General features: G+C 39.2%; 21 protein-coding genes. 4 read left to right on the top strand and 17 right to left on the bottom strand.

The genetic code is table 11. From position 1 onward, the window contains the following. Window positions 1-21 precede the first annotated feature (21 nt). Complete coding sequence (gene trpS, locus RE409_RS06875) at window positions 22-1,008, top strand: tryptophan--tRNA ligase (RefSeq protein WP_201254361.1); 987 nt, start codon at window positions 22-24, stop codon at window positions 1,006-1,008. Window positions 1,009-1,150: 142 nt separating this feature from the next. Here the strand turns inward: trpS and RE409_RS06870 are convergent, their stop codons facing one another. The 5 genes from RE409_RS06870 to RE409_RS06850 all read right to left on the bottom strand — a co-directional run bounded on the left by RE409_RS06870 (window position 1,151) and on the right by RE409_RS06850 (window position 6,893). After that, entirely contained in the window at window positions 1,151-2,509 is a 1,359-nt protein-coding gene (locus RE409_RS06870) for an IS1182 family transposase (RefSeq protein WP_309558760.1), read from the bottom strand. A 337-nt stretch (window positions 2,510-2,846) separates the two neighbouring features. Continuing rightward, the gene (locus RE409_RS06865) at window positions 2,847-3,602 is read right to left on the bottom strand and encodes a YjbA family protein (protein WP_053344996.1); all 756 of its coding nucleotides are present in this window, start codon (window positions 3,600-3,602) and stop codon (window positions 2,847-2,849) included. A gap of 108 nt (window positions 3,603-3,710) precedes the next feature. Further along, complete coding sequence (locus RE409_RS06860) at window positions 3,711-4,481, bottom strand: DUF2268 domain-containing putative Zn-dependent protease (protein WP_201249886.1); 771 nt, start codon at window positions 4,479-4,481, stop codon at window positions 3,711-3,713. 183 nt (window positions 4,482-4,664) lie between these two features. Next, the gene (fabF, locus tag RE409_RS06855) at window positions 4,665-5,903 is read right to left on the bottom strand and encodes a beta-ketoacyl-ACP synthase II (protein ID WP_201181836.1); all 1,239 of its coding nucleotides are present in this window, start codon (window positions 5,901-5,903) and stop codon (window positions 4,665-4,667) included. A 54-nt stretch (window positions 5,904-5,957) separates the two neighbouring features. After that, the gene (locus tag RE409_RS06850) at window positions 5,958-6,893 is read right to left on the bottom strand and encodes a beta-ketoacyl-ACP synthase III (protein ID WP_201221667.1); all 936 of its coding nucleotides are present in this window, start codon (window positions 6,891-6,893) and stop codon (window positions 5,958-5,960) included. A 196-nt stretch (window positions 6,894-7,089) separates the two neighbouring features. On the opposite strand from RE409_RS06850, the gene RE409_RS06845 reads away from it, so the two are divergent. Beyond that, on the top strand, window positions 7,090-7,311 hold the full coding sequence (locus RE409_RS06845) for a hypothetical protein (RefSeq protein ID WP_053344992.1): 222 nt from the start codon (window positions 7,090-7,092) through the stop codon (window positions 7,309-7,311). Window positions 7,312-7,358: 47 nt separating this feature from the next. Here RE409_RS06845 and RE409_RS06840 read toward each other — a convergent pair whose 3' ends face one another. The 3 genes from RE409_RS06840 to RE409_RS06830 form a co-directional block, all read right to left on the bottom strand. Next, window positions 7,359-7,541, bottom strand: a complete 183-nt coding sequence (locus tag RE409_RS06840; protein ID WP_053344991.1) for a ComZ family protein — start codon at window positions 7,539-7,541, stop codon at window positions 7,359-7,361. 344 nt (window positions 7,542-7,885) lie between these two features. Then, complete coding sequence (locus tag RE409_RS06835) at window positions 7,886-8,716, bottom strand: Rossmann-fold NAD(P)-binding domain-containing protein (RefSeq protein ID WP_201181840.1); 831 nt, start codon at window positions 8,714-8,716, stop codon at window positions 7,886-7,888. A gap of 102 nt (window positions 8,717-8,818) precedes the next feature. After that, window positions 8,819-9,547: an alpha/beta hydrolase gene (locus tag RE409_RS06830; protein WP_201181842.1), complete on the bottom strand. Its 729-nt coding sequence runs from the start codon at window positions 9,545-9,547 to the stop codon at window positions 8,819-8,821. A 299-nt stretch (window positions 9,548-9,846) separates the two neighbouring features. Between RE409_RS06830 and RE409_RS06825 the strand changes: the two genes are divergently transcribed. Continuing rightward, complete coding sequence (locus RE409_RS06825) at window positions 9,847-10,038, top strand: YjzD family protein (RefSeq protein WP_053344988.1); 192 nt, start codon at window positions 9,847-9,849, stop codon at window positions 10,036-10,038. 81 nt (window positions 10,039-10,119) lie between these two features. On the opposite strand, the gene clpB is transcribed toward RE409_RS06825, so the two are convergent. The 5 genes from clpB to RE409_RS06800 all read right to left on the bottom strand — a co-directional run bounded on the left by clpB (window position 10,120) and on the right by RE409_RS06800 (window position 16,869). Next, complete coding sequence (clpB, locus tag RE409_RS06820) at window positions 10,120-12,708, bottom strand: ATP-dependent chaperone ClpB (protein ID WP_201181844.1); 2,589 nt, start codon at window positions 12,706-12,708, stop codon at window positions 10,120-10,122. A gap of 243 nt (window positions 12,709-12,951) precedes the next feature. Further along, window positions 12,952-14,151: an FAD-dependent monooxygenase gene (locus RE409_RS06815; protein ID WP_309558759.1), complete on the bottom strand. Its 1,200-nt coding sequence runs from the start codon at window positions 14,149-14,151 to the stop codon at window positions 12,952-12,954. 132 nt (window positions 14,152-14,283) lie between these two features. Continuing rightward, window positions 14,284-15,396, bottom strand: coding sequence for a cupin domain-containing protein (locus RE409_RS06810; RefSeq protein WP_201181849.1), 1,113 nt, complete (start codon window positions 15,394-15,396; stop codon window positions 14,284-14,286). A gap of 31 nt (window positions 15,397-15,427) precedes the next feature. After that, window positions 15,428-15,919, bottom strand: a complete 492-nt coding sequence (locus RE409_RS06805; RefSeq protein WP_201181851.1) for a DinB family protein — start codon at window positions 15,917-15,919, stop codon at window positions 15,428-15,430. Window positions 15,920-15,921: 2 nt separating this feature from the next. After that, complete coding sequence (locus tag RE409_RS06800) at window positions 15,922-16,869, bottom strand: fumarylacetoacetate hydrolase family protein (RefSeq protein WP_309558757.1); 948 nt, start codon at window positions 16,867-16,869, stop codon at window positions 15,922-15,924. 458 nt (window positions 16,870-17,327) lie between these two features. On the opposite strand from RE409_RS06800, the gene RE409_RS06795 reads away from it, so the two are divergent. Beyond that, window positions 17,328-18,068 (top strand): IclR family transcriptional regulator, encoded by a 741-nt coding sequence (locus tag RE409_RS06795; RefSeq protein ID WP_201181853.1) that lies wholly within the window; start codon window positions 17,328-17,330, stop codon window positions 18,066-18,068. A 69-nt stretch (window positions 18,069-18,137) separates the two neighbouring features. Here the strand turns inward: RE409_RS06795 and RE409_RS06790 are convergent, their stop codons facing one another. From RE409_RS06790 to RE409_RS06775, 4 genes are all read right to left on the bottom strand, one after another. Further along, a complete protein-coding gene (locus tag RE409_RS06790; protein WP_053344981.1) occupies window positions 18,138-18,317 on the bottom strand; it encodes a YjzC family protein in 180 nt (59 codons plus the stop codon). 152 nt (window positions 18,318-18,469) lie between these two features. After that, window positions 18,470-19,429: an ornithine carbamoyltransferase gene (gene argF / locus RE409_RS06785; RefSeq protein WP_309558756.1), complete on the bottom strand. Its 960-nt coding sequence runs from the start codon at window positions 19,427-19,429 to the stop codon at window positions 18,470-18,472. Continuing rightward, window positions 19,426-22,545 (bottom strand): carbamoyl-phosphate synthase (glutamine-hydrolyzing) large subunit, encoded by a 3,120-nt coding sequence (locus tag RE409_RS06780; protein WP_201181857.1) that lies wholly within the window; start codon window positions 22,543-22,545, stop codon window positions 19,426-19,428. The genes argF and RE409_RS06780 overlap by 4 nt, the downstream gene beginning before the upstream one ends. After that, window positions 22,538-23,620: a carbamoyl phosphate synthase small subunit gene (locus RE409_RS06775; RefSeq protein ID WP_309558754.1), complete on the bottom strand. Its 1,083-nt coding sequence runs from the start codon at window positions 23,618-23,620 to the stop codon at window positions 22,538-22,540. The genes RE409_RS06780 and RE409_RS06775 overlap by 8 nt, the downstream gene beginning before the upstream one ends. Between the last annotated feature and the right edge of the window lies 1 nt (window position 23,621).

Genomic DNA, 23,621 nt, shown 5'->3' with positions numbered 1-23,621 from the left:
ATTTAGAGGAGTGACTAGCAGTTGAAAAGGATTTTCTCCGGCATTCAGCCATCCGGTTCCGTTACTTTAGGGAATTATATCGGAGCAATGAAACAATTTGTTAACTTACAAAATGAATATGATTGTTTCTTTTGTATCGTTGACCAGCATGCAATTACAGTTCCACAAGATCGTCTTAAATTAAGAAAAAACATTAAAACATTAGCCGCTTTATATTTGGCTATTGGCCTCGATCCGGAAAAGAATACAATCTTTATTCAATCAGAGGTACCTGCGCATGCTCAAGCAGGCTGGATATTACAAAGTATCTCTTATATTGGCGAACTTGAGCGTATGACTCAATTTAAAGACAAATCAGCCGGTAAAGAAGGGGTTTCTTCAGCACTGCTGACCTATCCTCCGCTGATGGCTGCCGATATTCTTCTTTATAGTACAGATGTTGTTCCTGTCGGCGAAGATCAAAGACAGCATCTTGAATTAACACGTGATTTAGCTGAACGATTCAATAATAAGTACAACGAGATTTTCAAGATTCCGGAAATCAGCCTTCCGACGGCAGGGGCGCGTATAATGTCGCTTCAAGAACCATCTAAGAAAATGAGTAAATCAGATTCTAACAAAAAGGCCACGATTGCCCTATTGGATGATCCAAAGCAAATCGAAAAAAACATCAAGAGCGCGGTTACCGATTCCGAGGGTATTGTCCGTTATGATAAGGAAAACAAAGCTGGGGTTTCCAACTTAATGTCCATTTACTCCATCTTTAGCGGGAAAACCTACCCCGAAATTGAAGAATTATACGTAGGAAAGGGTTACGGAGACTTTAAGAGTGATTTAGCTGAAGTAGTACTTGGAGAAATCTTACCAATCCAAGAGCGCTATTACAAATTAATTGATTCTCCTGAATTGGATGAATTTCTTGACCGTGGTGCAGAAAAAGCGAACATTGAAGCGAATAAAATGATCAGAAAAATGTATAACGGTATGGGGCTTGGCAGAAAAAGATAAAAGAAAAAGACGATCCTAATCGGATCGTCTTTTCAGTTTGTAGACAAAAGGGGTCCAGAATGTTTTAATTCTGGACCCCTTTTGAAATTCCCTTTGAATTTTGATCAAGATTAAGAGATTGGGCCTCTACGAGCCCACTTTATTAAGCCATTATTGGACCTTGCCATGTCCAATTGGCAATCTTCTTTAAATTCATGGCAGCGAATGTAAGCATCGCCTGCATCGACAATTTTTTAAGTCCCCTTAAAGTAGTCCAACGCATACCATGCTTTTCTTTTGCATCTGCGAATACACGCTCTATTGTTTCTTTGCGTTTCGCATATATAGGTTTTACATCCTTGTGGTGACGCAGATGATCTGCTTCTTCCATATAATTTTGCCAGATATGGCGTGTCACCACTTTTTGATGGTCTTTGCTTACTGTACACTGTGATAAAAATGAGCATGTCGCACAAGTGTGTTTGGGTGATTTGTACTCGCGATAGCCCTCTTTATTTGTTGTTGAGTACTTTAAAATCTCGCCCGATGGGCAGAGATAACAATCAAAATGTTCATCGTAAACATAGTCATGCTTGCGAAAGAACCCTTCTTTTGTTCGTGGACGTGTATAGGGTAAAGCTGGTGTGATTTCTTTCCCAAAAAGGTAGCTTGTAATGGCTGGTGTTTTGTAAGCTGCATCTGCGGCAACAGCTTCAGGTTTTCCAACTTTCTCAATCACTTGTTCAACAAGAGGCTCTAAGATATGACTATCATGCGTATTTCCTGGTGTTACAATCGTCCCCAGCACAAAACCGTTGCGGTCTGCAGCCGCATGAAATGAATAGGCAAACTGTTTTGTTCGTTCATCTTTTACATAGTAGCCACTCTCAGGGTCAGTTGAACTTTCTTTAATTTCTTTGGTTTCTTCTTTATCAAATTTATCCGGTGGAAAAGGCTTCTTTCCATTGTTTTCACGATCTTGATTTATTTCTTCTTGAAGGCGTCCTTGATATGCTCGTGTTTCCTTACGAACGATTTTCTTTTCGAATTTCCGCTTATTCGCACTGGCTTTCACATGTGTTGAATCAACGAATACGTGCTCTGCACTAATTAACTTTCTTTCTGAGGCTGTCATTAAGATACGATAAAAAATCTGTTCAAACAGGTCTGTATCTTTAAAGCGACGCTCATAATTTTTCCCGAACGTTGAGAAGTGAGGTACTTTATCATGGAAACCGTAACCTAAAAACCAACGGTAAGCCATATTCGTTTCAACTTCTTCAATCGTTTTACGCATCGAACGAATACCGAAGGTATATTGAATGAATGTCAATTTAACTAAAATAACTGGATCAATACTTGGGCGGCCTATCTCTGAATACATCTCTTTCACCAAGTCATAAATGAAAGTGAAGTCAATGGCCCCCTCAATTTTACGAACCAAATGGTTCGCTGGCACCAGTTGATCCAAAGTAATCATTTCAAGTTGATCTCGCTGAATAGAATTATGTTTCGAAAGCATCGTCATCACCTCAAGTTTTAATACTCCTATATTAAAACAAAAAAGACTGTAGGAAAAAGTGTTTATTTCTAATTGTTAAAACAAAGTTGATTGGAACGGAAGGTGCGAGACTCCTGCGGGAAAAGCGTGTCCAAGGGAGACCCCACAGGCGCAAAGGCGCCGAGGAGGCTCCCTGACCGCCCGCGGAAAGCGAGTGCCTGCAGTGGAAATCAACTTTCGAATTTTTACAACCCCTCAAAAAAACTGTAGACAAACTCGATTTTCATCGAGTTTGTCTACAGTCTGAAAAGACGATCCTAATCGGATCGTCTTTTCTTTTTAAGAATGTTAAATGCTCCTATAATATTGATGGACTATCTCCTGTCTCTACTTGCCAAAGCTTTTCAAAAAATGGCTGCCCCTTTACTAAGTTTTCGCATAGTTGTAGGTGTTTCTCTGACCAGCCTTCCTTCATTTCCTCATATAACTCAAGCCAAGCTATTTGAAAATCCATTTCTTGAATGCTCTCATATTTTTCTGGAGCCCATTCTGTATACCAATAACGGATTTCAGCAGTGTTTTTCGCTGTAAATAATTGATCCATGGCCATGAATAGAAGCTGCTTTAGCTGTCTTTCTTTTCTTGTCAATCCATTCATAAATAAGGGTGACGGCGATAAAATATGATATTCTTTCTCAGATGTAGGTTTTTCAGTAAAAGTGTAATCCATCTCATCATGGTTTTCTATCATGTCATAAACAATTTGTTCCTGCCGAGGAATTATTCTGCTTTTCCGAATCGGAATATGATAACCTATTGTATCTACAGCTAGAATTCCATTTCCATCGGTAACGATAAAACAATAGTCAAGCTGAATTCGTTCATGGTTTTTCCTTGCATACGCTTTTTGATAGACATCGCTAAGCAATGGCTTAGGTAATTCTGATAAGTCATTTTCTATGTAGTGGAAGAGTGTTGCTGAGACTTTCAACAGAGGAACTTGATCTAATAGCTCGATCCCATCATCCTTCCTCCATTCATGAAAATGACAAATATTATAGCCGTTTTCTTCTCCTTCAAACCAATTAACCCATACATCATGAAGATATAACATCATTCATCCCTCACTTAAACAAATTTCTGTTTGTCAATCAGTATAGGCAGGAACCAGACATTTTATTCCTATTCTAGAAAACAGATTAAGAAAAATAGAACGTATAAATTAGTTCTTTTCTGTTAAGAATTCTTCAGATTGGATAATGAATGATTTTTTTACAGAGAGTTTTTCAGCATTCTTCGCCAGATAGTATCCTGTACAGTATCCTAGCATATACGGATACCCCTTCTTCCCCAGCAGAAGAACATCATGAAGTGGGTCTGTACGCTTTATGGTATGCTTTTCTTTTAAGTGCTTACTCCAAAATCCCCGGAGTTTGTCTTCCTGATATAACTTTGTCCATTTCGCTAAATATTTCGTTCCTAAATATTTACAAACAGTTCTTTCAGCGAGCCCTTCCATAATCATCGTATCGAGAAGTGTATAATCTTTCTGTTCTTTTTTCAATTGGTGTAATCGACAAACATGATGATATTCATGAATCAAAAGGGCCTCCATTTCCCTTTCCGCTATACCATTGTCATAAAAAAGAAACAATTTATCTTCAAAGGCCAATCCTGATTTCGTTTCAATAGATTGCTTCCACATACCTGAAGACATAAGAGGAAAGATATAAATGGGAACGTCTGGCCCTTCCCATAACTTCTTATAAGAAGTAAAAAGGCTTTGTGTCTTTTCCCAAACATTATTTTCTGTTAAGTTTCCCCATGTATTTTTCGTTTTTTGATTTGGAGAATACATGCCGTGCTTTTGTAAGTGGCGATAAATCATATCTCCATTAATATTGTTGTTGAATTTATCTTTCAGTCTGTCCATCATCTGAACCGGGCGGTCGAAATCCTTCTTCAACCATTCATTTGTTGAAATAACACCCATCCCATACACCCCCGCCTCTTTTAACTATCGTATGATTTTATAATTGCGGGTGACACATATTATTTCCCTATACATGTTTAAGAATGAAACAAAGCTTTCTATCAATGAAGGTAACCGCTTCGATCCATGGACCATCACAAACAAAAAAAGAGCAAATCTCTAAAGATTTGCTCTTAACATTAATTATTGATATTTTTTGAAAAGAATAGTTGCGTTATGTCCGCCAAACCCAAGTGAATTGCTGATGGCCGCATTAATTTCACTTTTCCTTGCTTGATTTGGCACATAGTCCAAATCACACTCAGAATCCGGTGTTTCAATATTAATAGTCGGTGGCAAAATGCTGTCTCTGATTGCCTGAATGGTGAAAATTGCTTCGACTCCACCTGCCGCCCCTAACATATGTCCAGTCATTGACTTTGTAGAGCTTAATGCAAGTTTATATGCATGGTCACCAAAGACTTCTTTGACTGCCATCGTTTCATATTTATCATTGTAAGGCGTACTTGTTCCATGGGCGTTTACATATTGGATGTCTTCCGGTTTCAAACCTGCATCATCAATCGCAATCTTCATCGCTCTTGCTCCGCCTTCTCCACCAGGCGCTGGAGCCGTAATGTGGAAAGCATCTCCAGTCGATCCATATCCAGCTATTTCAGCATAAATCTTGGCTCCACGGTTTAATGCATGTTCTAAATCTTCAAGAATAATTACCCCAGCTCCTTCTCCGATTACAAACCCATCACGGTTTGCATCAAAAGGACGGCTTGCCGTTTTTGGATCAGGATTTGTCGATAAAGCCGTGTTCGCACAGAAGCCTGCAACCGACATTTTCGTGATCGGCGCTTCGGCACCACCTGTGATCATTACATCGGCATCGCCACGTTGAATTGCTTTAAACGCGTCACCAATTGAATTTGTTCCAGTTGCGCAAGCTGTTACCGTACAAGAATTGATTCCCTTAGCTCCTAGTAAGATAGAAACCTGGCCAGCAGCCATATCCGGAATCATCATTGGCACGAAAAATGGACTTACACGCTTATAGCCTCTATTTAAAAAGTTTTCATGTTGTGTTTCAAGCGTCTCTAGTCCACCAATACCTGAACCGATCCAAACACCAACACGTGTGGCATTTTCATCTGTTATTTCTAGCTTACTATCATTTAATGCCATAACTGATGCAGCAATGGCATAATGCGTAAAACGGTCCATCTTACGCGCTTCTTTACGATTGATATATGTCTCAATATCGAAGTCTTTTATTTCAGCAGCCACTTTTACAGGGAAATCATCAGCATTCAAGCGTGTTAATGGCCCTATCCCTGAGTTCCCCTCAATTATATTCTTCCATCCAGTTTCTGCATCATTACCAACTGGAGAGATTGCTCCAATACCTGTTACAACAACACGGCGATTAGTCATTAGAAATGGCTCCTTCCTGTTATAAAACTCGTACGATTTTTTTGTTTTCTATTTTTATTTCCCCCACCTTAGAGCAATTGCTCCCCAAGTGAGTCCTCCTCCAAAACCGACCATGACGATTAGGTCATTTTCCTTAATCCTGCCCGCTTCCATTTCTTCTACAAGAGCAATCGGAATCGATGCTGAAGAGGTATTTCCATATTTATGAACGGTTTTTGTCATTTTTTCAACTGGCAGTCCCAAACGTTCCCTCGAAGCTTCCATAATTCGAATATTGGCTTGATGAGGGACAAGTAAATCCACATCTTCTTTTGTCAATCCCGCTTTATCAAGTACATTCAGGCTAGATTCTCCCATCTGACGGACAGCAAACTTAAACACTTCACGTCCGTTCATGGAAATATAATCTCCTTCCTGTAATAAATGCTTACCACCAGTTCCATCTGCACCTAATTCGAAGGAAAGAATCCCTTTTCCTTCTGCAACAGGCCCAAGGACAGCAGCACCCGCTCCATCCCCAAATAGGACAGCAGTATTGCGGTCTTCCCAATTGGTTATTTTTGAAAGCTTTTCAACACCAACAATTAACACATGCTTATAAGCACCTGACTGAATAAATTGCTGTGCTGAAATCATCGCATACATAAAGCCAGCACATGCAGCACTAACATCCATAGCAGCCGCCTTATTTGCTCCTAATTTCTCCTGAATCATACAAGCAATAGAAGGAAACGACTGATCAGGTGTCACGGTAGCTACAAGAATTAAATCTATCTCGTCCGCTGAGATGTCTGCATTTATCAATGCAGCGTTTGCCGCTCCATAAGCCATATCAGAAGTATTTGTATTATCATCGGCTATTCTTCTTTGCTCGATACCTGTTCTAGTCCGAATCCACTCGTCAGAAGTGTCCATGATTTTCTCTAAATCCGCATTTGTAACGATTTTTTCGGGTAAGTAGCGTCCAAGCCCTAATATTCCAGCGTTCATTTTGCCATCCCCTTATTTATTTTAATAAATAATTATCATCATCTATTATTACCTGGTACTAATTTTATATAAAAAAACTCTTCCTTGCAAGAGCTAACAGTTTGAAAGTATAAAAGAATCTGTTTCTTGAATCGGACAAGGGCCTACGCCAAGGTGTTTTATAGACATACATTATAGAAAAAAGGAGGAATTTATTATGGACATTTTCACTCGCAACAATCGAAGTACACAAGATGATCATTTTTCGGATTTGATGTTTGGTAGAAAAGCGGAGCCTGAACTCCAAAAGGAGGAATCAAAAGTTGACTACATGCAATTGATGGTGAGCGTAGAAACATTAATGGGATTATATGACCAATACAAACCAACCATTCAGAAAATGAACCCATTGATTACCAAGTTCTTAAACAAAGATTAACTGAAAAAAATGATGGCTGTCCGCATGACTGGACAGCCTAAGCTTAATTAACGCTGAGCATCTTGTTTTCCAAGCTCATAAGCTTCTTGCATAACTTTTTTAAACAGGTCCATGAACGGCTCTGCCATATCCATTGAAAAAGGAATTCCATTTGCCTCCAGCTTTGCTTTAGCCTCCGGGAAGTATTTCATAGCGATTCCCATAAATTCAAGTGTTTTATCTGAACTCATTTTTAGTTGCCTCCTTATCTACTTGATAATTTACCAGATAATCATTTTTTCACTTAAAGAATATCTCATTATTATCATAATTCCCCGTAGCCCTTTCGTAAAGGCACAGACATTAAAAAATGAATTTCCTGATAGTTTTATTCCATTCATTAAAGTATGAGGCATATAAGATACAGGCCAAATTAACAGGTTTTGGATTTTTCCTAGAATTAATGTCTATTGATACTGTACCTTCCTTGTCATATACATTTACCTAAAATAGGATTTGATATTCATGTTTTTAGTTTCTTGAATTACTCGCACCCTTTTTAACAGTGCTTCTAGAGTTTAACCAAAGGCTCTCTTTAATCACGCATTCTCCACTTTTTAAGTAAGTTTAATCGTTTATTATGTTTCCTTTGTAAGGAAACACCTTCTTCTGGACCCGTTTTACTTTGCACCTCAAAGACGGTCCCTTTTATTATCTTAGTTGCTGGTTGAATAAATAAGTAATCAATACTTTCTCCAAAAATAAACTTGGCACATTTATTCCAGTGATCATCTATACTGCTGCACAGCTGGATGTTTCTATCTGATAAGGTAGCAACTCTTTCTAAAGCGTTCACAAAATCAGTAATAAAGAGCGCATCCTCGGTATATTCACGAGCAAGCGTAGCTTTGATAGCTGATTGTTCAAGTTGGTTGATTCCGGCTTCAAAGCACATGCTTTCTGGTTGCCAGGGGCCATAAATCGTCGGTAAAAATATGATTTTAACAGAAGCAATTCCTTCAATTGAGGTTATTATTGACTGAAAATCCTCCACATCGTCTTCAACAGGCATGAGAATCACAATATTTGGCGTTTTATCTAAGCCATTTTTTTTGCATTTCTCAAGAAAGAAAACGATATCGTCTATAAGACAATTGATTCTACCTATTTTACCTTTTCTAATATCGTAACAAGATATAAAAACAGTGTCCTGCTGGGAAATATCTAATAATCTAAGTTTATTTATCGGAAAATATATATAATTAGCACTTCGACCAATTTCAAGTTCCTTTTCTTCTATAATACACTGACTTGCTTGGGAATCTGTCCAATCAATTCCGATTACCTCTTCGCCCTGATTCAATAAATATTGGGTCACATAGAAACCTACAAATTGATAAGAGCCAATGACAATGAATGTTTGCATAAATACAGCCTCCTCGTATGCCATCAAGCTCGCTTCATCCGGCACGTCAAGTTTTTTTAGATGCTGTATCGTATGCAAACTATTGTGAAAATATATCCACTCTTATAAAGACTCTTCATTCTCATTAAAAAACTTCTGAATTTGATAAGGTATTTTATAGCGTTTTTCAGGTAATAAATAAGTTAGCTGCAAGTCAGCCTTTCTAGCCAGTTGGATTTGCCGATAAAAGGAGGCTTGTTCTTTACGCAAGCTTCCAAAAACCTGAATTACTTTTACAGGGATATTCTCCGCAATTAACGGATCTTCAGAATCCAGAATATGCTGTTCACATTCGGCTGGGTTCATCTCATAAGCAGCCGAAACCTCAGTCAACCACTTTTTATAAAAAAACTTATTTTCCTTTTCTTTTTCCAGTTGTGCTTTCAATGAAAAAACCGGATCAATAAGAACGACAGAACGTATTTTACTTCCTAGTTCATTCATTAGCCTTAATGCGAGAAGTGCGCCTGTCCCCTCTGCCAACACATGAAACCTTTGATTGACTATTTCCTTTTTCATGAAGAGAATATATAGTTTAAGGGAAAGATCAAGAGCTTTTGGACTACCCCAGCTGGCTCCGTGGAAATTGGATGAAAATAGTGTGTATCCGCATTCTTTTAAATACTCCAATATTCGTAACCTGCCAGGATGCTGGAGCCAAAAGCTGCTGTCTTTTTCGACAAAATGACTACGGTCTCCGATTACCATTACGGAAAAACCACTGGGCTGCTCCGGATAATAGACGATACTCCATTGGTCATCAATTTGAAAAGTTCGCTGTTCCAGTTCCATCTTTTAAACTCCTTTAAGGAATATTCCTACAAATACTACTACTACTTAATTTATGTTGAAATATTGAAAAGGTCAGGGGAGACGCCTATTTTCTTTTCATAAATTAATCAAGGTGGAATAATTTCGTGAAGATCTCGAAATATTATCGTTTTTCTTTTCAATCCCAACCCATCTGTCAGAAAAGATTACCTTTGTTATACTGTATTTAATTATTTAATGGTTATTATGAAAAAGCCGTTTTAACTGTATATTAATTATGGTAAGATAAAAATGAATGTAGTGGAATGAGGTGAAATTCGATGCGTTATGCTTGGACAATTTTTTGGACATTCTTATTAGTGCATATGACTGTATATGTTGTTTCTTCCATGATCGGAGTTTCATACGATGCTGCACAGGGAACAATTTTAGGAATCGCTGCGGCTATTCTAATATGTATTATCCCTGCTGTTATGCCTGCTGGGCCAACAAAAGACTCTCATCAACATTAAGAAGCAAAAGAGGACATCCTTTGGGGATGTCCTTTTTGTTATACCGTTCTTTGCTTTTGATTAAACTACATTTCATAAACTTTAGATTAGTACTAATTCGTTATGAACATAATCAATCGTGATTCCTTCTTCGTTTTCAACTGTCCCCGCTATAATTCGGCGAGCGATTTTTGTTTCCAAATGCTTTTGAATAAATCGCTTAAGCGGTCTTGCCCCATATACCGGATCATACCCTTGTTCGGCAATGAATTCCTTAGCCGCTTCGGTGACGTGGAGATTTATATTTTGTTCAGTTAACCGCACTTGTAATTGCTGAACCATTTTCTCTACAATTCCAACGATTTCATGTTGAGTAAGCGGTTTGAATAACACAATGTCATCTACTCGATTCAAAAATTCAGGGCGGAAATGTCCTCTTAATTCTTTGAACACTTGATCCTTTATTTCTTCTTCAATGGCTCCATCGCTACGGTTGGACTGCAACAAGAAATGGGAGCCAATATTGGATGTCATGATAATAACCGTATTTTTACAGTTAATAGTTCTACCTTGGGAGTCTGTTATACGTCCGTCATCCAACATTTGCAGCAAAATATTGAAGACCTCCGGATGTGCCTTTTCAATTTCGTCCAGTAGCACGACGGAGTATGGGTTTCTTCTAATAGCTTCGGTTAGTTGTCCGCCCTCCTCAAAACCAACATATCCAGGAGGCGCACCGACTAGTCGGGAAACGGAATGTTTCTCCATGTATTCCGACATATCGATTCGAATCATATGTTCATCACTATCGAATAACGTTTCTGCCAACGCTTTGACCAGTTCAGTTTTACCCACTCCGGTCGGTCCCAAGAAAATAAACGAACCAATCGGTCTGTTTGGATCCTTAATTCCTGCCCTAGCCCGTAAAACAGCATCAGATACAAGTTCCACCGCTTCTCCTTGGCCTATTACGCGTTCGTGAAGAATTTCCGAAAGACGAAGCAGCTTCTCTCTTTCACTTTCCACCAGCTTGCTTACCGGAATACCCGTCCACCTCGCAACAATCGATGCGATTTCCTCTTCCGTCACTTCTTGGCGAAGCAATCGTGATTCCTGCTTTTCCTTTTCCAATTCATCTTCCATAGCGTCCAATTCTTTTTGAAGCTGTGGAATCCTTCCGTGCCGTAGTTCAGCAGCCCTGTTGAGGTCATAGTCATTCTCTGCCTGTTCCAGTTCATGACGAAGCTTCTCGAGCTCTTCACGTTGGTCCTGTACTTTTTGAAGCGCAGATTTCTCCATTTGCCACTTTGCTTTCATGCTATTCGCTTGATCCTTAAGTTCTGAAAGTTCTTTTTGGAGTACACCTAGCCTTGCTTTACTTTGAGGATCCTCTTCATTCTTCAAGGCGGCTTCTTCAATTTCGAGCTGCATAACCTTTCTTGTAATTTCATCTAGCTCTGAAGGCATTGAATCAATTTCCATTCTGATCATCGCACAAGCTTCATCCACTAGGTCAATCGCTTTATCTGGTAAAAATCGCTCCGTTATATAACGGTTGGAAAGGACAGAGGCAGCAACAATCGCCCGATCATGTATCCTGACGCCATGGTGAATTTCAAACCGTTCCTTTAATCCGCGCAATATTGAAATAGTATCTTCCACATCTGGCTCGGGAACGAGAACTTGCTGGAAACGGCGTTCTAGAGCGGGATCCTTTTCAATATACTGGCGATATTCATCCAGGGTTGTTGCACCGATACAGTGCAGCTCACCACGCGCAAGCATCGGCTTTAACATATTCCCTGCATCAAGTGCGCCATCCGTTCTGCCTGCTCCTACAATTGTATGCAATTCGTCAATGAATAAAAGAATTTTACCATCACTCTTTTTAATTTCATTCAGTACAGCTTTTAAACGTTCCTCAAATTCACCACGGAATTTGGCCCCGGCAACAAGAGCACTCATATCAAGTGAAAAAACTGTTTTGTCTTTTAGTCCTTCCGGGACATCCTTCCTGACAATCCTTTGCGCCAATCCTTCGACAATCGCTGTTTTACCTACCCCAGGTTCCCCAATCAATACTGGATTATTTTTCGTCTTTCGTGATAGAATCCGGATGACATTGCGAATTTCCGTATCACGCCCGATGACAGGATCAACCTTCCCCGATTTAACTTCAGCAACGAGATCTCTGCCATATTTTTTTAGGACTTCATATGTGCTTTCTGGATTTTGACTAGTCACTCGTTGATTCCCCCTTATATCGTGTATAACTTGTTTTGCTTTATCGTAATCTATTCCACAAGTTGAAAACAGCCTGTTTATATTCGGTTTTTTTTCCTTTAACAACGCCAACAGGATGTGTTCGACGGATAAATATTCGTCCTCCCACACTTGCATTTCTTTTTCTGCAACCGTCAATAACTGTTGTAGGGAAGCTGACATATATACCTGAGCAACACTGCCGCTCACTTCCGGCAATTTATTAAGTTCCTTATTTAGCTCTATTTCAAAACGACTGACCGTTTTATCGGAATCAGATAAAATTCTAATTAATAAACTCTCGTCCTGTTCCATTAAGGTTTTTAATAAATGAAGCTCCGTCAGTTCCGGATTTCCCCTATCCTTGGCTAGTTCCTGCCCGCCAATAAACGCCTGTTGGGTTCTCTCTGTCATTTTATTAATATCCATCTTAAAACCTCCCATTCATCAATTCCATGAACGAACTCTTACAACATTTGACCATTTTTGACCTTTATGGTTTCATTATACTTTTTATTTTTCCCTTGTAAAGAAATGTTATAAAAAATACAAAGGTTATTAAGGGATAAACAGTAAAAGCCTCTCTTCATAAGGAAGAAAGGCAAAAATCTAATATTGATTTAAAAAATATGCTAACCACAACTTTTGGATGAATGAAGCAAATGCAGGTTATTATGCTTTTACAAACGCTTTGTTGTAACCGTGGAAATCATCAACAAATTTAAAATCCTTATCCGTGCGATTTAATAGAATCGTATCACGAAGCAGTATCCCCGCATCGGTAGTATTGTGGATAATTTCTCCCCACATTCTTGCACTTGTTTGAACGTTCGCTGTACGTGGAATGCGTTCTTCTTGATATTCCAAAAATGCCTGCTCCACATTATTCCCATTCTTATGAAGCATATCAGTCAAATAAGCCGCATCTTCTAAAGCTTGGCAAGCTCCTTGTGCCAAGTATTGAAGCATTGGATGTGCAGCATCTCCCGTAAGTGTGATCCTGCCTTTTGTCCAGTTATTAATTGGCAAACGGTCGTACATCGGCCAGCGACGTTGACGCTGAATGAATGAAATCGCATTTTGAACAAGCTCACAAGTTCCTGCAAAGACACGGTCCATTTCTTCCGGGGTACCCCATTGATCTGTTTTTTCATTTTCTTCGGTGTATTGAGAACTTTTGAAAACAACTACCTGATTGTAAAGCTCTCCTCTTCTAACCGGATATTGAACAAGATGAAGATTCGGTCCAATCCACATATATACATCATCTAAATCTCCGTGACTCGTTACCTCTTCCATTGGAAGCGCACCTCTGTAGGCAACATATTGAGAGCATACCGGTTGATCTTCCACGAATAATTTACGGGCATTAGACCATAAACCATCCGCACCAATAACAGCCTTTCCTAAATGTTGATCTCCATTTGCAGAAGTAACAGTAACTTGACCTTCATTTTCTACCGTTTCAATAATGGTTTGGTTCGTTACAAGTTCGATATATGGGCTACTTTCACATGCTTCAGCTAACACTCGATGCAAATCAGAGCGATGTAACACAACATAAGGTGCTCCATATCTTTCTTTATATACGTCACCTAAATCTAAAGCGGAAAGCTCTTTGCCCGAAAAAGCATCCATCAAAACTAATCTTTTTGGAAAAACTGCAATTTCGTTGATTTTATCCATAACGCCTAAACGTTGTAAAACATTGGTTGCATTCGCAGCAAGCTGAATTCCAGCTCCAATTTCACCAAATTCAGGAGCTTGCTCCAAGACTTTTACATACTGTTTTGTTTCCGCAATTCCTAGAGCCGTTGCCAACCCGCCTATTCCTCCACCGATGACAATGAATGGTTTTTTTTCTGTGTTCATTATTCAATTCCCCCTAAAATAAGTTGTCATAAGTCCAAAGTTGTAGACCACTAACACAGTAAGCGTTTTCATTCGACCAGCATTATCGTAATATTTATGACAATCAGGCTGGAAGTACCAACCTGATTTTTCTTATACTAAAACAGCCTTAAATTCACTTTCAACTTTTTGGAAACCATTGTTTGTATCAAGTGACTGTTGTTGTTCTAAATCAAATCGCTCCATTATTGGAAGATCGTTTACCGAGAATAAGTAAGAATCTACTTCTGCAACGTGCTCATGCCAAGCCCAGTTTGGAACTACAAAGTAGTCACCCTTAGACCATTCAAACCGTACTCCATTAATAACCGTATAGCCGGAACCCTCGTGTACTTGATAGATTGTTGAATGAGTATGGCGATGTGCTTTAGAATGGAAACCTTTTGGAAGTTTCTGCATCCAAGCTCCCATCGTTGGATTAGCCGTTTGTCCATTAGATGGGTTGATATATTCAACGGCAAAGCCTTCATATGGATCTGGTTCAAAGTTCATTAACCCTTCAATCGCTGCTTTCGTGCCTTTCCACTTGTAGTTTGCAAGCGGAGCTACTTGTGAATAACGATCGGATACCGGACGAACCATTCCACCTTGATAACGAAGTTCCGAAAAATTATCCGGACGTTTCGGCGTTTCAATACGGTCTGGATACGGTTCAAAGAAAGTACCGCCAATAGAATAGATAGTAGGGATATCAAGAGCGTCCATCCAAATCATCGGTTTATCTCCAACATGACCATGTCCATGCCAAAGATTTTTAGGTGTGATTAAGAAATCTCCTTCTTCCATGAAGATTCTTTCTCCTTGAACAATTGTGTAGGCACCTTCACCATTCGTAATAAATCGAAGAGCGCTTTGAGAGTGACGATGAGAAGGAGCTACTTCACCTGGCAACAATAGTTGAACCGCTGCATAAAGCGTTTGGGTTGTTGAAGCCCAGCCCCAAGGCTGGCGATAAGTTAGGCCAGGGTTTTGAAAATAAATGGCTCTGCGCTCACCGCCGCGATCAGGTGTGAAGATTTCAGCTGCTTCCATCAACTTTTTTGTCAGAAGCTCTTCTTTCCACAAATAAGCATGGGCATGTGGTTTAGGTTCATGATCCATTAGAGCGGGAATAGCTTCCCATAGGGGTCCAAGATTGTACTGCTGAATATCCCTTGTAAAATCTTTTACAATTGCACTGTTCATGTAATCTGATTTTTCAGCCACATTACTCCCTACTTTCTTTTTTCATTTTTTATCACTTAATTTTAGAAAGATTTCGCTTAATTTGGTCATAGTGCCCTGAAACATGGTCATCGATGAAATGATCTACGATATAAGAAACAGGTTTGTTACCGAATTTGGCAAAGTTCCGGTGCGGTGATTCTTTAGATAGTGTTTCTTCATCTAATTTCCCGAGGCCGCTCTCAACTTTATATTTCAGTTCATCCACTTGTTTTAAAACTTCATCAACTGATAGTTTTTCCGTATCAGTAACCGCTGCTAGTCGAGCTGGATCTTGCAATCCACGTCCCCATTTTGAGCCCGGAGTGGCTACTACCGTTTCCACTTCACCTAGCCAGTAAGGAATGGCTTCCGCTATATGAGAAAGGATTTGCATGATTGACCACTCTTCCTCTGTCGGGTTGAAACGGATTGTTTTCTCTGAAAGGTTAGCTGTTGTCTCAAGAATGTGATCGATTGATTGTTGAAAAGATTGGATCGATGTACCGATTGACTGATAAGCCATTCTTATTTTCCCTCCCAAGCACGTTTCACACGGTTTTCGAGATAACCGATTTTGTCGATTTCGATTTTGACAACGTCACCATCTTTTAAGAACACTTGTGGATCGCGGGCTACTCCTACTCCACCCGGCGTTCCAGTTAGGACGATGTCACCTGGTTCAAGAGTCATTAAGTTCGATAAAAATTCAACTAAATATTTCACATCGAATACGAAGTTAGATGTATTCGTTTTTTGGCGTTCTTCACCATTTACAGTTAAGCGGACATTTAATCCAGAAGGATCAGATAACTCATCTGATGTAACTAGCCAAGGTCCCATTGGTGCACTGCCTTCGACTGTTTTCCCTTGAAGCCATTCAAGTGTACGGCGTTGAATATCACGATAAGTGACATCATTCGCAATTGTATAACCTGCTACATAATCAAGTGCATCATCTTGAGAAACATTGCGTGCCCGTTGGCCCACTACAAAAGCAAATTCTGCTTCATAATCTAGTTGTTCTGAAATGGGGAAAAACGGAATATCATCTTGAGGTCCAATTACTGTATTAGCGAATTTGGCAAACACGACCGGGAATGGAGGCAGTTCGCGACCCATTTCTGCAATGTGTTCACGGTAGTTATGTCCTACACAAATAATTTTCCCTGGCTTTTGGACAGGTGCCTCAAGCTTTACGTTTTCAACAGCATGTACCAGAGTACGTTTGAATGAATCGCGATTATTCAATGCATAATCCGCAGCTTTTCTTGCGATGGAAAGGCTTTCATTCCCACCCTGTAGAAATGCTTCCATAGTTGAAGGTACATAAGCTTCAGCGATTTGTTCACTGCGAAGTTTCCCTTCACTTTCAAGAAGTGCTTGATAAGCATAGTTTAGGTCTACAATCTCTTTATTTGGATAAATTGCGCCAATACGTGTAAATCCTTCACGGCTAAAAGTTACTAATTTCATTTTTCATTCTCCTTTATTTATCATTATTTTTTAAAAGCTGTCTTTTAGTTGTTTTATCGATGCACCTGTCTTTGTCTGAAATAAGGCATTGTTTATAAAAAGAATGTCCTTTCACAAACTAGAGGACAAATCGTAACTAAACCTCGCATCAATTTTTAATTTTTCACTTATAGATAACTTAGTTCACTATTTATATACATGATAACTTAATTTTCGGAAAATTGTCAAGAAAGTATGGCAAAAATTTTTATGAAAATGATATTATCAACATCATTATGAGGCTTTCAGTAGCAAATTTAACAAATACAAATATGACTAGACTTATCGAAAACTAGAAGTATAGTAAACAGATGTGTTTATGCGGACGTTATGGAGCATACTTTTTATTTATTTTCATTTAAACTTTACATACTCTGATATACTAGACCTAAATTAAAACAGATTAGGGAGATTGTCATATGGAAATCGTAAAATCTGGTTCAACGATTCAATCCTTGCAAATCGGGATGAGCATTATTGATTTACTCGCTTCACAAAGAAACCCTTTAAGATTCTCTGATATTCAAGAATCTACAGAAATAACTAAAAGTAACCTTTATAAGTATTTAAATACTTTGACCCAACTCGAGTTACTATATCGCGATAAGACAACTGGTATGTATTCCCTCGGGAGCAAACTGATTCAATATGGTATGGCAGCCATTGGGAATGAGGACGTCACAAGCCGAATTACTCCTTATTTACAAGAAATCAGCCATCATACCTCCTGCACGGTGTTATTTTCCGTTTGGACATACGATGGACCAATCACAGCAAAAATATGGAATTCCAATCAAAACTTAAATATTGGGGCCCAGCTAGGCACGCGCCTTCCCCCATCTTCTTCTTCCGGCAAAGTATTCACTGTATTCCAGGATTCTTCCATAACGGCAGACTGGATAGAAAAAGATAATAATGTAGGAACTAAGGAATATCAAGCGATACAGAAATACAAAATTGCTTTTGCAAAAGAGCCTTTAGTACCTTCTGTTTCTTCCATGTCCATTCCGATTTTTAACTATAATGCAGAATTATTGGGAGCGATTACTGCTGTTGGCTTCACTGAAAGTATACCGGATCATTATGAAGATCCCTTAAGCCAATATTTAAGAAAGAGTTTTTTAGAAATCTCGAATATTTTCGGTTATTCTGAAGAATAGGATAGGTTATTTCCCATAAAAAAAGCAGGAAAAGGAAGTGAATTGTCCCTTTTCCTGCTTTTTATTTTATTATGGCTTTCGCTGATAGGTCCATATCCTGTTATGATTTGAAGTTTCAGGAAAAGTATCTCCTGCTTCTAGCTTTACCTTTTTCGGATTTAATACCGTGCTACCCGTTTCACCGATTTCTACGTAAGCCCCATTATTAGGTGCCTTCTGACCTGGTTTAAATTGACGATTTTGCCCCATAGATTTCACCCCTTTACATGCTTTCCATTTTATTATTACCGGGTTCACTTCTTTCATGTCTGAAAAATTCAGGGCAAAAAGGAAATTAGTCCATGGGAAATAAATCGTATTGGTATAAAAAAAGCGTCTGCTCATAGAGTAGACGCTTTTTTTTAAGACATTAAATCCACAAGAACCGCCTTTTGAGCATGAAGACGATTTCCAGCTTGGTGGAAAACGACGGAATTCGGTCCATCGATGACTTCAGCGGTTACCTCTTCTTCTCTGTGTGCAGGCAAGCAATGCATAAATATATAATTATCCTTTGCATGCTTTACAAGTTCACTATTGATTTGATAATCCTTAAACGCCTCTAAACGGATACTATTTTCGATTTCCTGCCCCATAGAGGTCCATACATCAGAATAGACGATATCTGCATCCTTAATAGCTTCAACTGCTGAACTCGTCACAACAATTTCACATCCATTTTCCTTTGCCACTTTTTGAGCATAGGCGACAACATTTACATCAGGTTTATAGTTATCCGGGCATCCAATAGAAAAATCCATGCCCATTTTTGCGCAGCCAACCATCAATGATTGTGCCACATTGTTACCATCACCGATGTAGCTCATTTTCAAGCCTTTTAATTGTCCTTTTAACTCTATAATTGTCAAGAAATCCGCCATCACCTGGCAAGGATGGGCAAGATCTGTTAGCCCATTGATGACTGGAATAGAAGCATTTTCAGACAATTCTATAATTTTTTCATGCTCGAAGGTACGAATCATGATGCCATCAATATATTCGGAAAGGACTTTGGCCGTATCGGAAATAGATTCTCCACGTCCGATTTGCAAATCATTACCGCTTAAGAACAAAGCGTGCCCGCCAAGCTGCATCATGCCCACTTCAAAAGACACGCGGGTACGGGTGGAGGATTTTTCAAAAATCATCCCCAGCGTTTTCCCTTTTAAAGGCGTATATTCCTCGCCCGCTTGTAATTTGGCTTTAATGGTCTGCGCTAGCTTTAACAGATCTGCAATGGCCGTGGGTGTAGACTCCTTCATGGTCAAAAAATCTTTCCCGTTTAAAATCTTCGTTTGTGTCGGTGCCGTTAGTGAACTCATACGTGTGACACTCCTTTCGAATATGTTACAAGCCATTCCTGCAGCGCGGTAACGCCTGGATCAGCATTTTCTAACGATTGAAGATAGGCTTTAAAAGTCTCTTCTTCTGTAAATGCTAGAAGTCGATATTTCGCAGCCAATAATCTTAGCTTCTTATCTTCTTCTGTAGTTCCATAAGCTAAAACAACAGCTGCATTTCCTTCATTAAGCCATTTGTCAAAATCGGAATCCATCAATGTCAACCCAGCTTCATTGATTAGTACAAGCAATTCTTCACTTAATTGGACTGATTCGGATTGATACACACCTGAGGTATGTTTAGCCTTTTGAGCATGAAATACTTTTGTTAATGCTTCTGTCATCGTTTTTCCGATAGCGATGCCTTCACCAGTTGATTTCATTTCCGGTCCTACTTTTGAATCAAGCCCGCTTAGTGCAAACGTTGAGAATACTGGATATTTGACGACTGAATACGGAATTTCTTCCATTAACCCTGTTTTTTCGAACACATTCGACAACGAGTATTTCCCAAGCAATATTTTTGTCGCAATCTGTACTAAAGAAACATTAGTGATTTTACTGATGATTGGAATCGTCCGGCTAGCACGCGGGTTTACTTCCAAAACATATACGTCATTGCCTTCAATCACAAATTGGATGTTCATAAGACCTTTATAACCAAGCTCTACTACTAACTTTTGTGCAAAAATAGTCATTTTATTTTTGATATCCTCTGATAAGGATTGAGCTGGTAGTAATGCCATGCTATCTCCCGAATGGACGCCTGCTTTTTCTACATGTTCAGCAATAATTGGAATATAAATCTCTTTGCCATCCGCAATCAAATCGATTTCCGCTTCTTTACCTGGAATATAAGAATCGATTAACACAGGAAATACAAGTGCCGTTCCATTTTCAATTCTATTCAGTAAGCTTTTCTTCGAGCGGATAATTTCCATCCCCTGACCACCAATTACATAGGATGGGCGTAATAGAACTGGGAAGCCAATCGCCTCAGCACACTCAATTAATTGCTCTGCACTATTGGCCATCGAACCCGGCACATGTGGAATCTCCAGCTTTTGCAGAAGCTGATAAAAGCGATCACGATCTTCTAGTTGGTCAAGCGTATCAAATGAGGTACCCAACAAATTAATTCCGTAATCTTCCAGTCCCTTTGCCAGATTTATGGCTGTCTGTCCCCCAAATTGGACAATTACATCCTCAATACCTTCCGCTTCTATAACATTCAGTACATATTCCAAGGTTAATGGCTCGAAATAAAGACGGTCTGCTGTTGCGAAATCCGTACTTACCGTTTCTGGGTTATTATTAATCATGATCGTTTCAACATTTTCATCCTGAAGTGCATAAACACCATGAACGGAACAGTAATCGAATTCAATTCCCTGTCCGATTCGGATTGGGCCACTGCCAATCATCAATACTTTCTTTTTATCTGTTTTTTTCTGTTCGTTCTCTCCAAAATATGTTGAATAATGATAATTCGTATGTGATTCAAATTCAGCTGCACATGTATCAACCGTTTTGTAAACGGCGGTAATGCCTAGTGATTTACGGTGTGCTCTCACTTCGATTTCACTTACTTTCCATACGGAGGCAAGATAACGGTCAGAGAAGCCCTTTTCCTTGTACAGCTGCAGTTCTTCTTTGGTGACCAAATCGATTGTCTTAGCAGTGATTTCATTTTCTTTCTCGATCAGCGAAGCAAAAGATTGAAGGAAGAAATAATCAATGATGGTTGCTTTATGGATTTCTTCAACTGTCACACCTTTACGAAGCATTTCAAAAATGACAAAAATGCGTTCGTCAGATTTTTCAGCGAGCTTTTCCCAAAGTTCTGGAACAGTTTTATCTTTTAATGATAAAAGTTGCAGTCCATTCGTTTTTAATTCTAATGAATCGATAGCTTTTTGGACTCCACCTTCAAAGCTACGGTGTAATGCCATAACTTCGCCTGTCGCCTTCATCTGAGTTCCTAATTTGCGGTGGGCAGTCGTGAATTTATCGAATGGCCACCGTGGGAATTTTACTGCTACATAATCAAGAGCAGGTTCGAAGCTTGAATAAGTACTCTTCGTTACAGGATTGATAAGTTCAGATAAATGATAGCCGATAGCAAGTTTTGCAGCGATGCGTGCAATCGGATAACCGGTTGCTTTGGATGCTAGTGCCGATGAACGGCTAACACGTGGATTTACTTCTATTAAATAGTACTGTTTGCTATTCGGATCAAGTGCAAATTGAATGTTACAGCCACCAATGATACCTAAAGCAGAGATAATTTTAATAGAGGCAGCACGTAACATTTGAAACTCATCATCAGATAAGGTCTGGGATGGAGCTACAACAATGGAATCACCTGTATGAATACCGACAGGATCGATATTTTCCATATTACAGATGGTAATGCATGTATTGTTTCCATCGCGCATAACCTCATATTCGACTTCTTTATACCCTGCTATGCTTCTTTCAATCAAGCACTGTGTAATCGGGCTTTCTTGAAGTCCGCCTCGTACAAGTTCCTTGAATGTCTCCATGGTCTCAGCAATCCCTCCGCCAGTACCTCCAAGTGTATAGGCAGGACGAACGATTATGGGGAAACCAATTTTGTCGGCGAAAGCTTGCGCCTCTGCTAAAGTATGGACAATTGTACTGTCAGGAACAGGTTCATCAATTTCAAACATTAGTTCACGAAACAGTTCACGATCTTCTCCTTTTTTGATGGAGTCTATTGGTGTTCCTAATAGTTTGACATTATATTTTTCAAGCACTCCTGCATCATCCAATTGATAAGCAAGATTCAATCCTGTTTGCCCCCCTAATGTAGCAAGCAGGCCATCCGGCTTTTCTTTAGCAATGATTTTTTCCAGTACATCTACTGTTAAAGGTTCGAAATAGACAGCATCCGCGTTCATATCATCCGTCATAATCGTTGCCGGATTGTTGTTAACTAGGATGACTTTATATCCTTCCTCTTTTAAAGCGAGGCAGGCCTGTGTACCTGCATAATCGAATTCAGCAGCCTGCCCTATTACAATCGGCCCTGAACCAATTACTAAAATAGTCTGTATCGTGTTGTCCTTAGGCATATGCTTTTTCTCTCCCGCTATATTCATTTATCATTTGTAAAAAGTCGTTAAACAATAGTGAGCTTTCTATCGGTCCTGGATTCGCTTCAGGGTGGTATTGAGTCGTAAATATCGGTAAATCTTTATGCATAAGTCCCTCAACGGTACTATCATTCACATTCCGGAAGCGAACTTGAAGCGATGTTCCTTGTAAGCTTGGCTCATCCACTTCATAGCTATGATTTTGAGAACTCATATACACCTTTTTCGTTTTCAAATCGACCACGGGCTGATTCGCACCGCGATGTCCAAACAGCATTTTTTTTGTATTTCCCCCAAAAGCAAGGGCCGTTAATTGATGACCTAGGCAGATGCCCATTGTAGGAAAATTCGTAATGATTTTCTTAATATTTTCCAATAGATATTCAAGCTGTTTTGGATCCCCAGGCCCATTTGAAAGCAAAATACCATCCGGATTCAAGTCCTTGATATGTTCGAATTTAGTATCAAAGGGAACGACTGAAACTCGGCATCCCTGTTCAATCAATGAATTTAATATGGATTTTTTATAACCAAAATCCATCATTACAACGTGATTAGAACCTTTCCCGAAGCTTTCAATCTCTTTAGTAGAAACCGCGGCTACGTGCGCTTCTAGTTCATTCAAACTGGATTCGAATGTGAATGCAGTTTCTGCTGTGATGGCTGCCTGCATGGAGCCTTCTTGTCGTATATTTTTAACTACCGCTCGCGTATCCACATGACTCAAAAGAGGGATGTTCCATTTGTCTAAATATTCACCAATGGAATATTTAGCTTGATAATGAGAATGGCTCATATTTCCTTCATATACAATAACACCGGCAACATGCGGCTTCTTACTTTCGAAATCAATTTCATTAATTCCATAATTTCCGATTAAAGGATATGTGAAAATGACAATTTGGTCCTTATATGAAGGATCTGTCAATACTTCTTGATATCCGGTCATTCCTGTAAAAAAGACAATCTCTCCAGTGATTGCTTTTTTAATTGATTTAGTCAACAGTTCCCCTTCAAAGACGGAACCATTCTCTAAATGTAGATAGTTTTTCATG

The sequence above is a fragment of the Peribacillus sp. R9-11 genome, assembly GCF_031345095.1.
GTDB lineage: Bacteria > Bacillota > Bacilli > Bacillales > DSM-1321 > Peribacillus > Peribacillus butanolivorans.
This window is presented reverse-complemented; position numbering and strand designations above follow the sequence as displayed.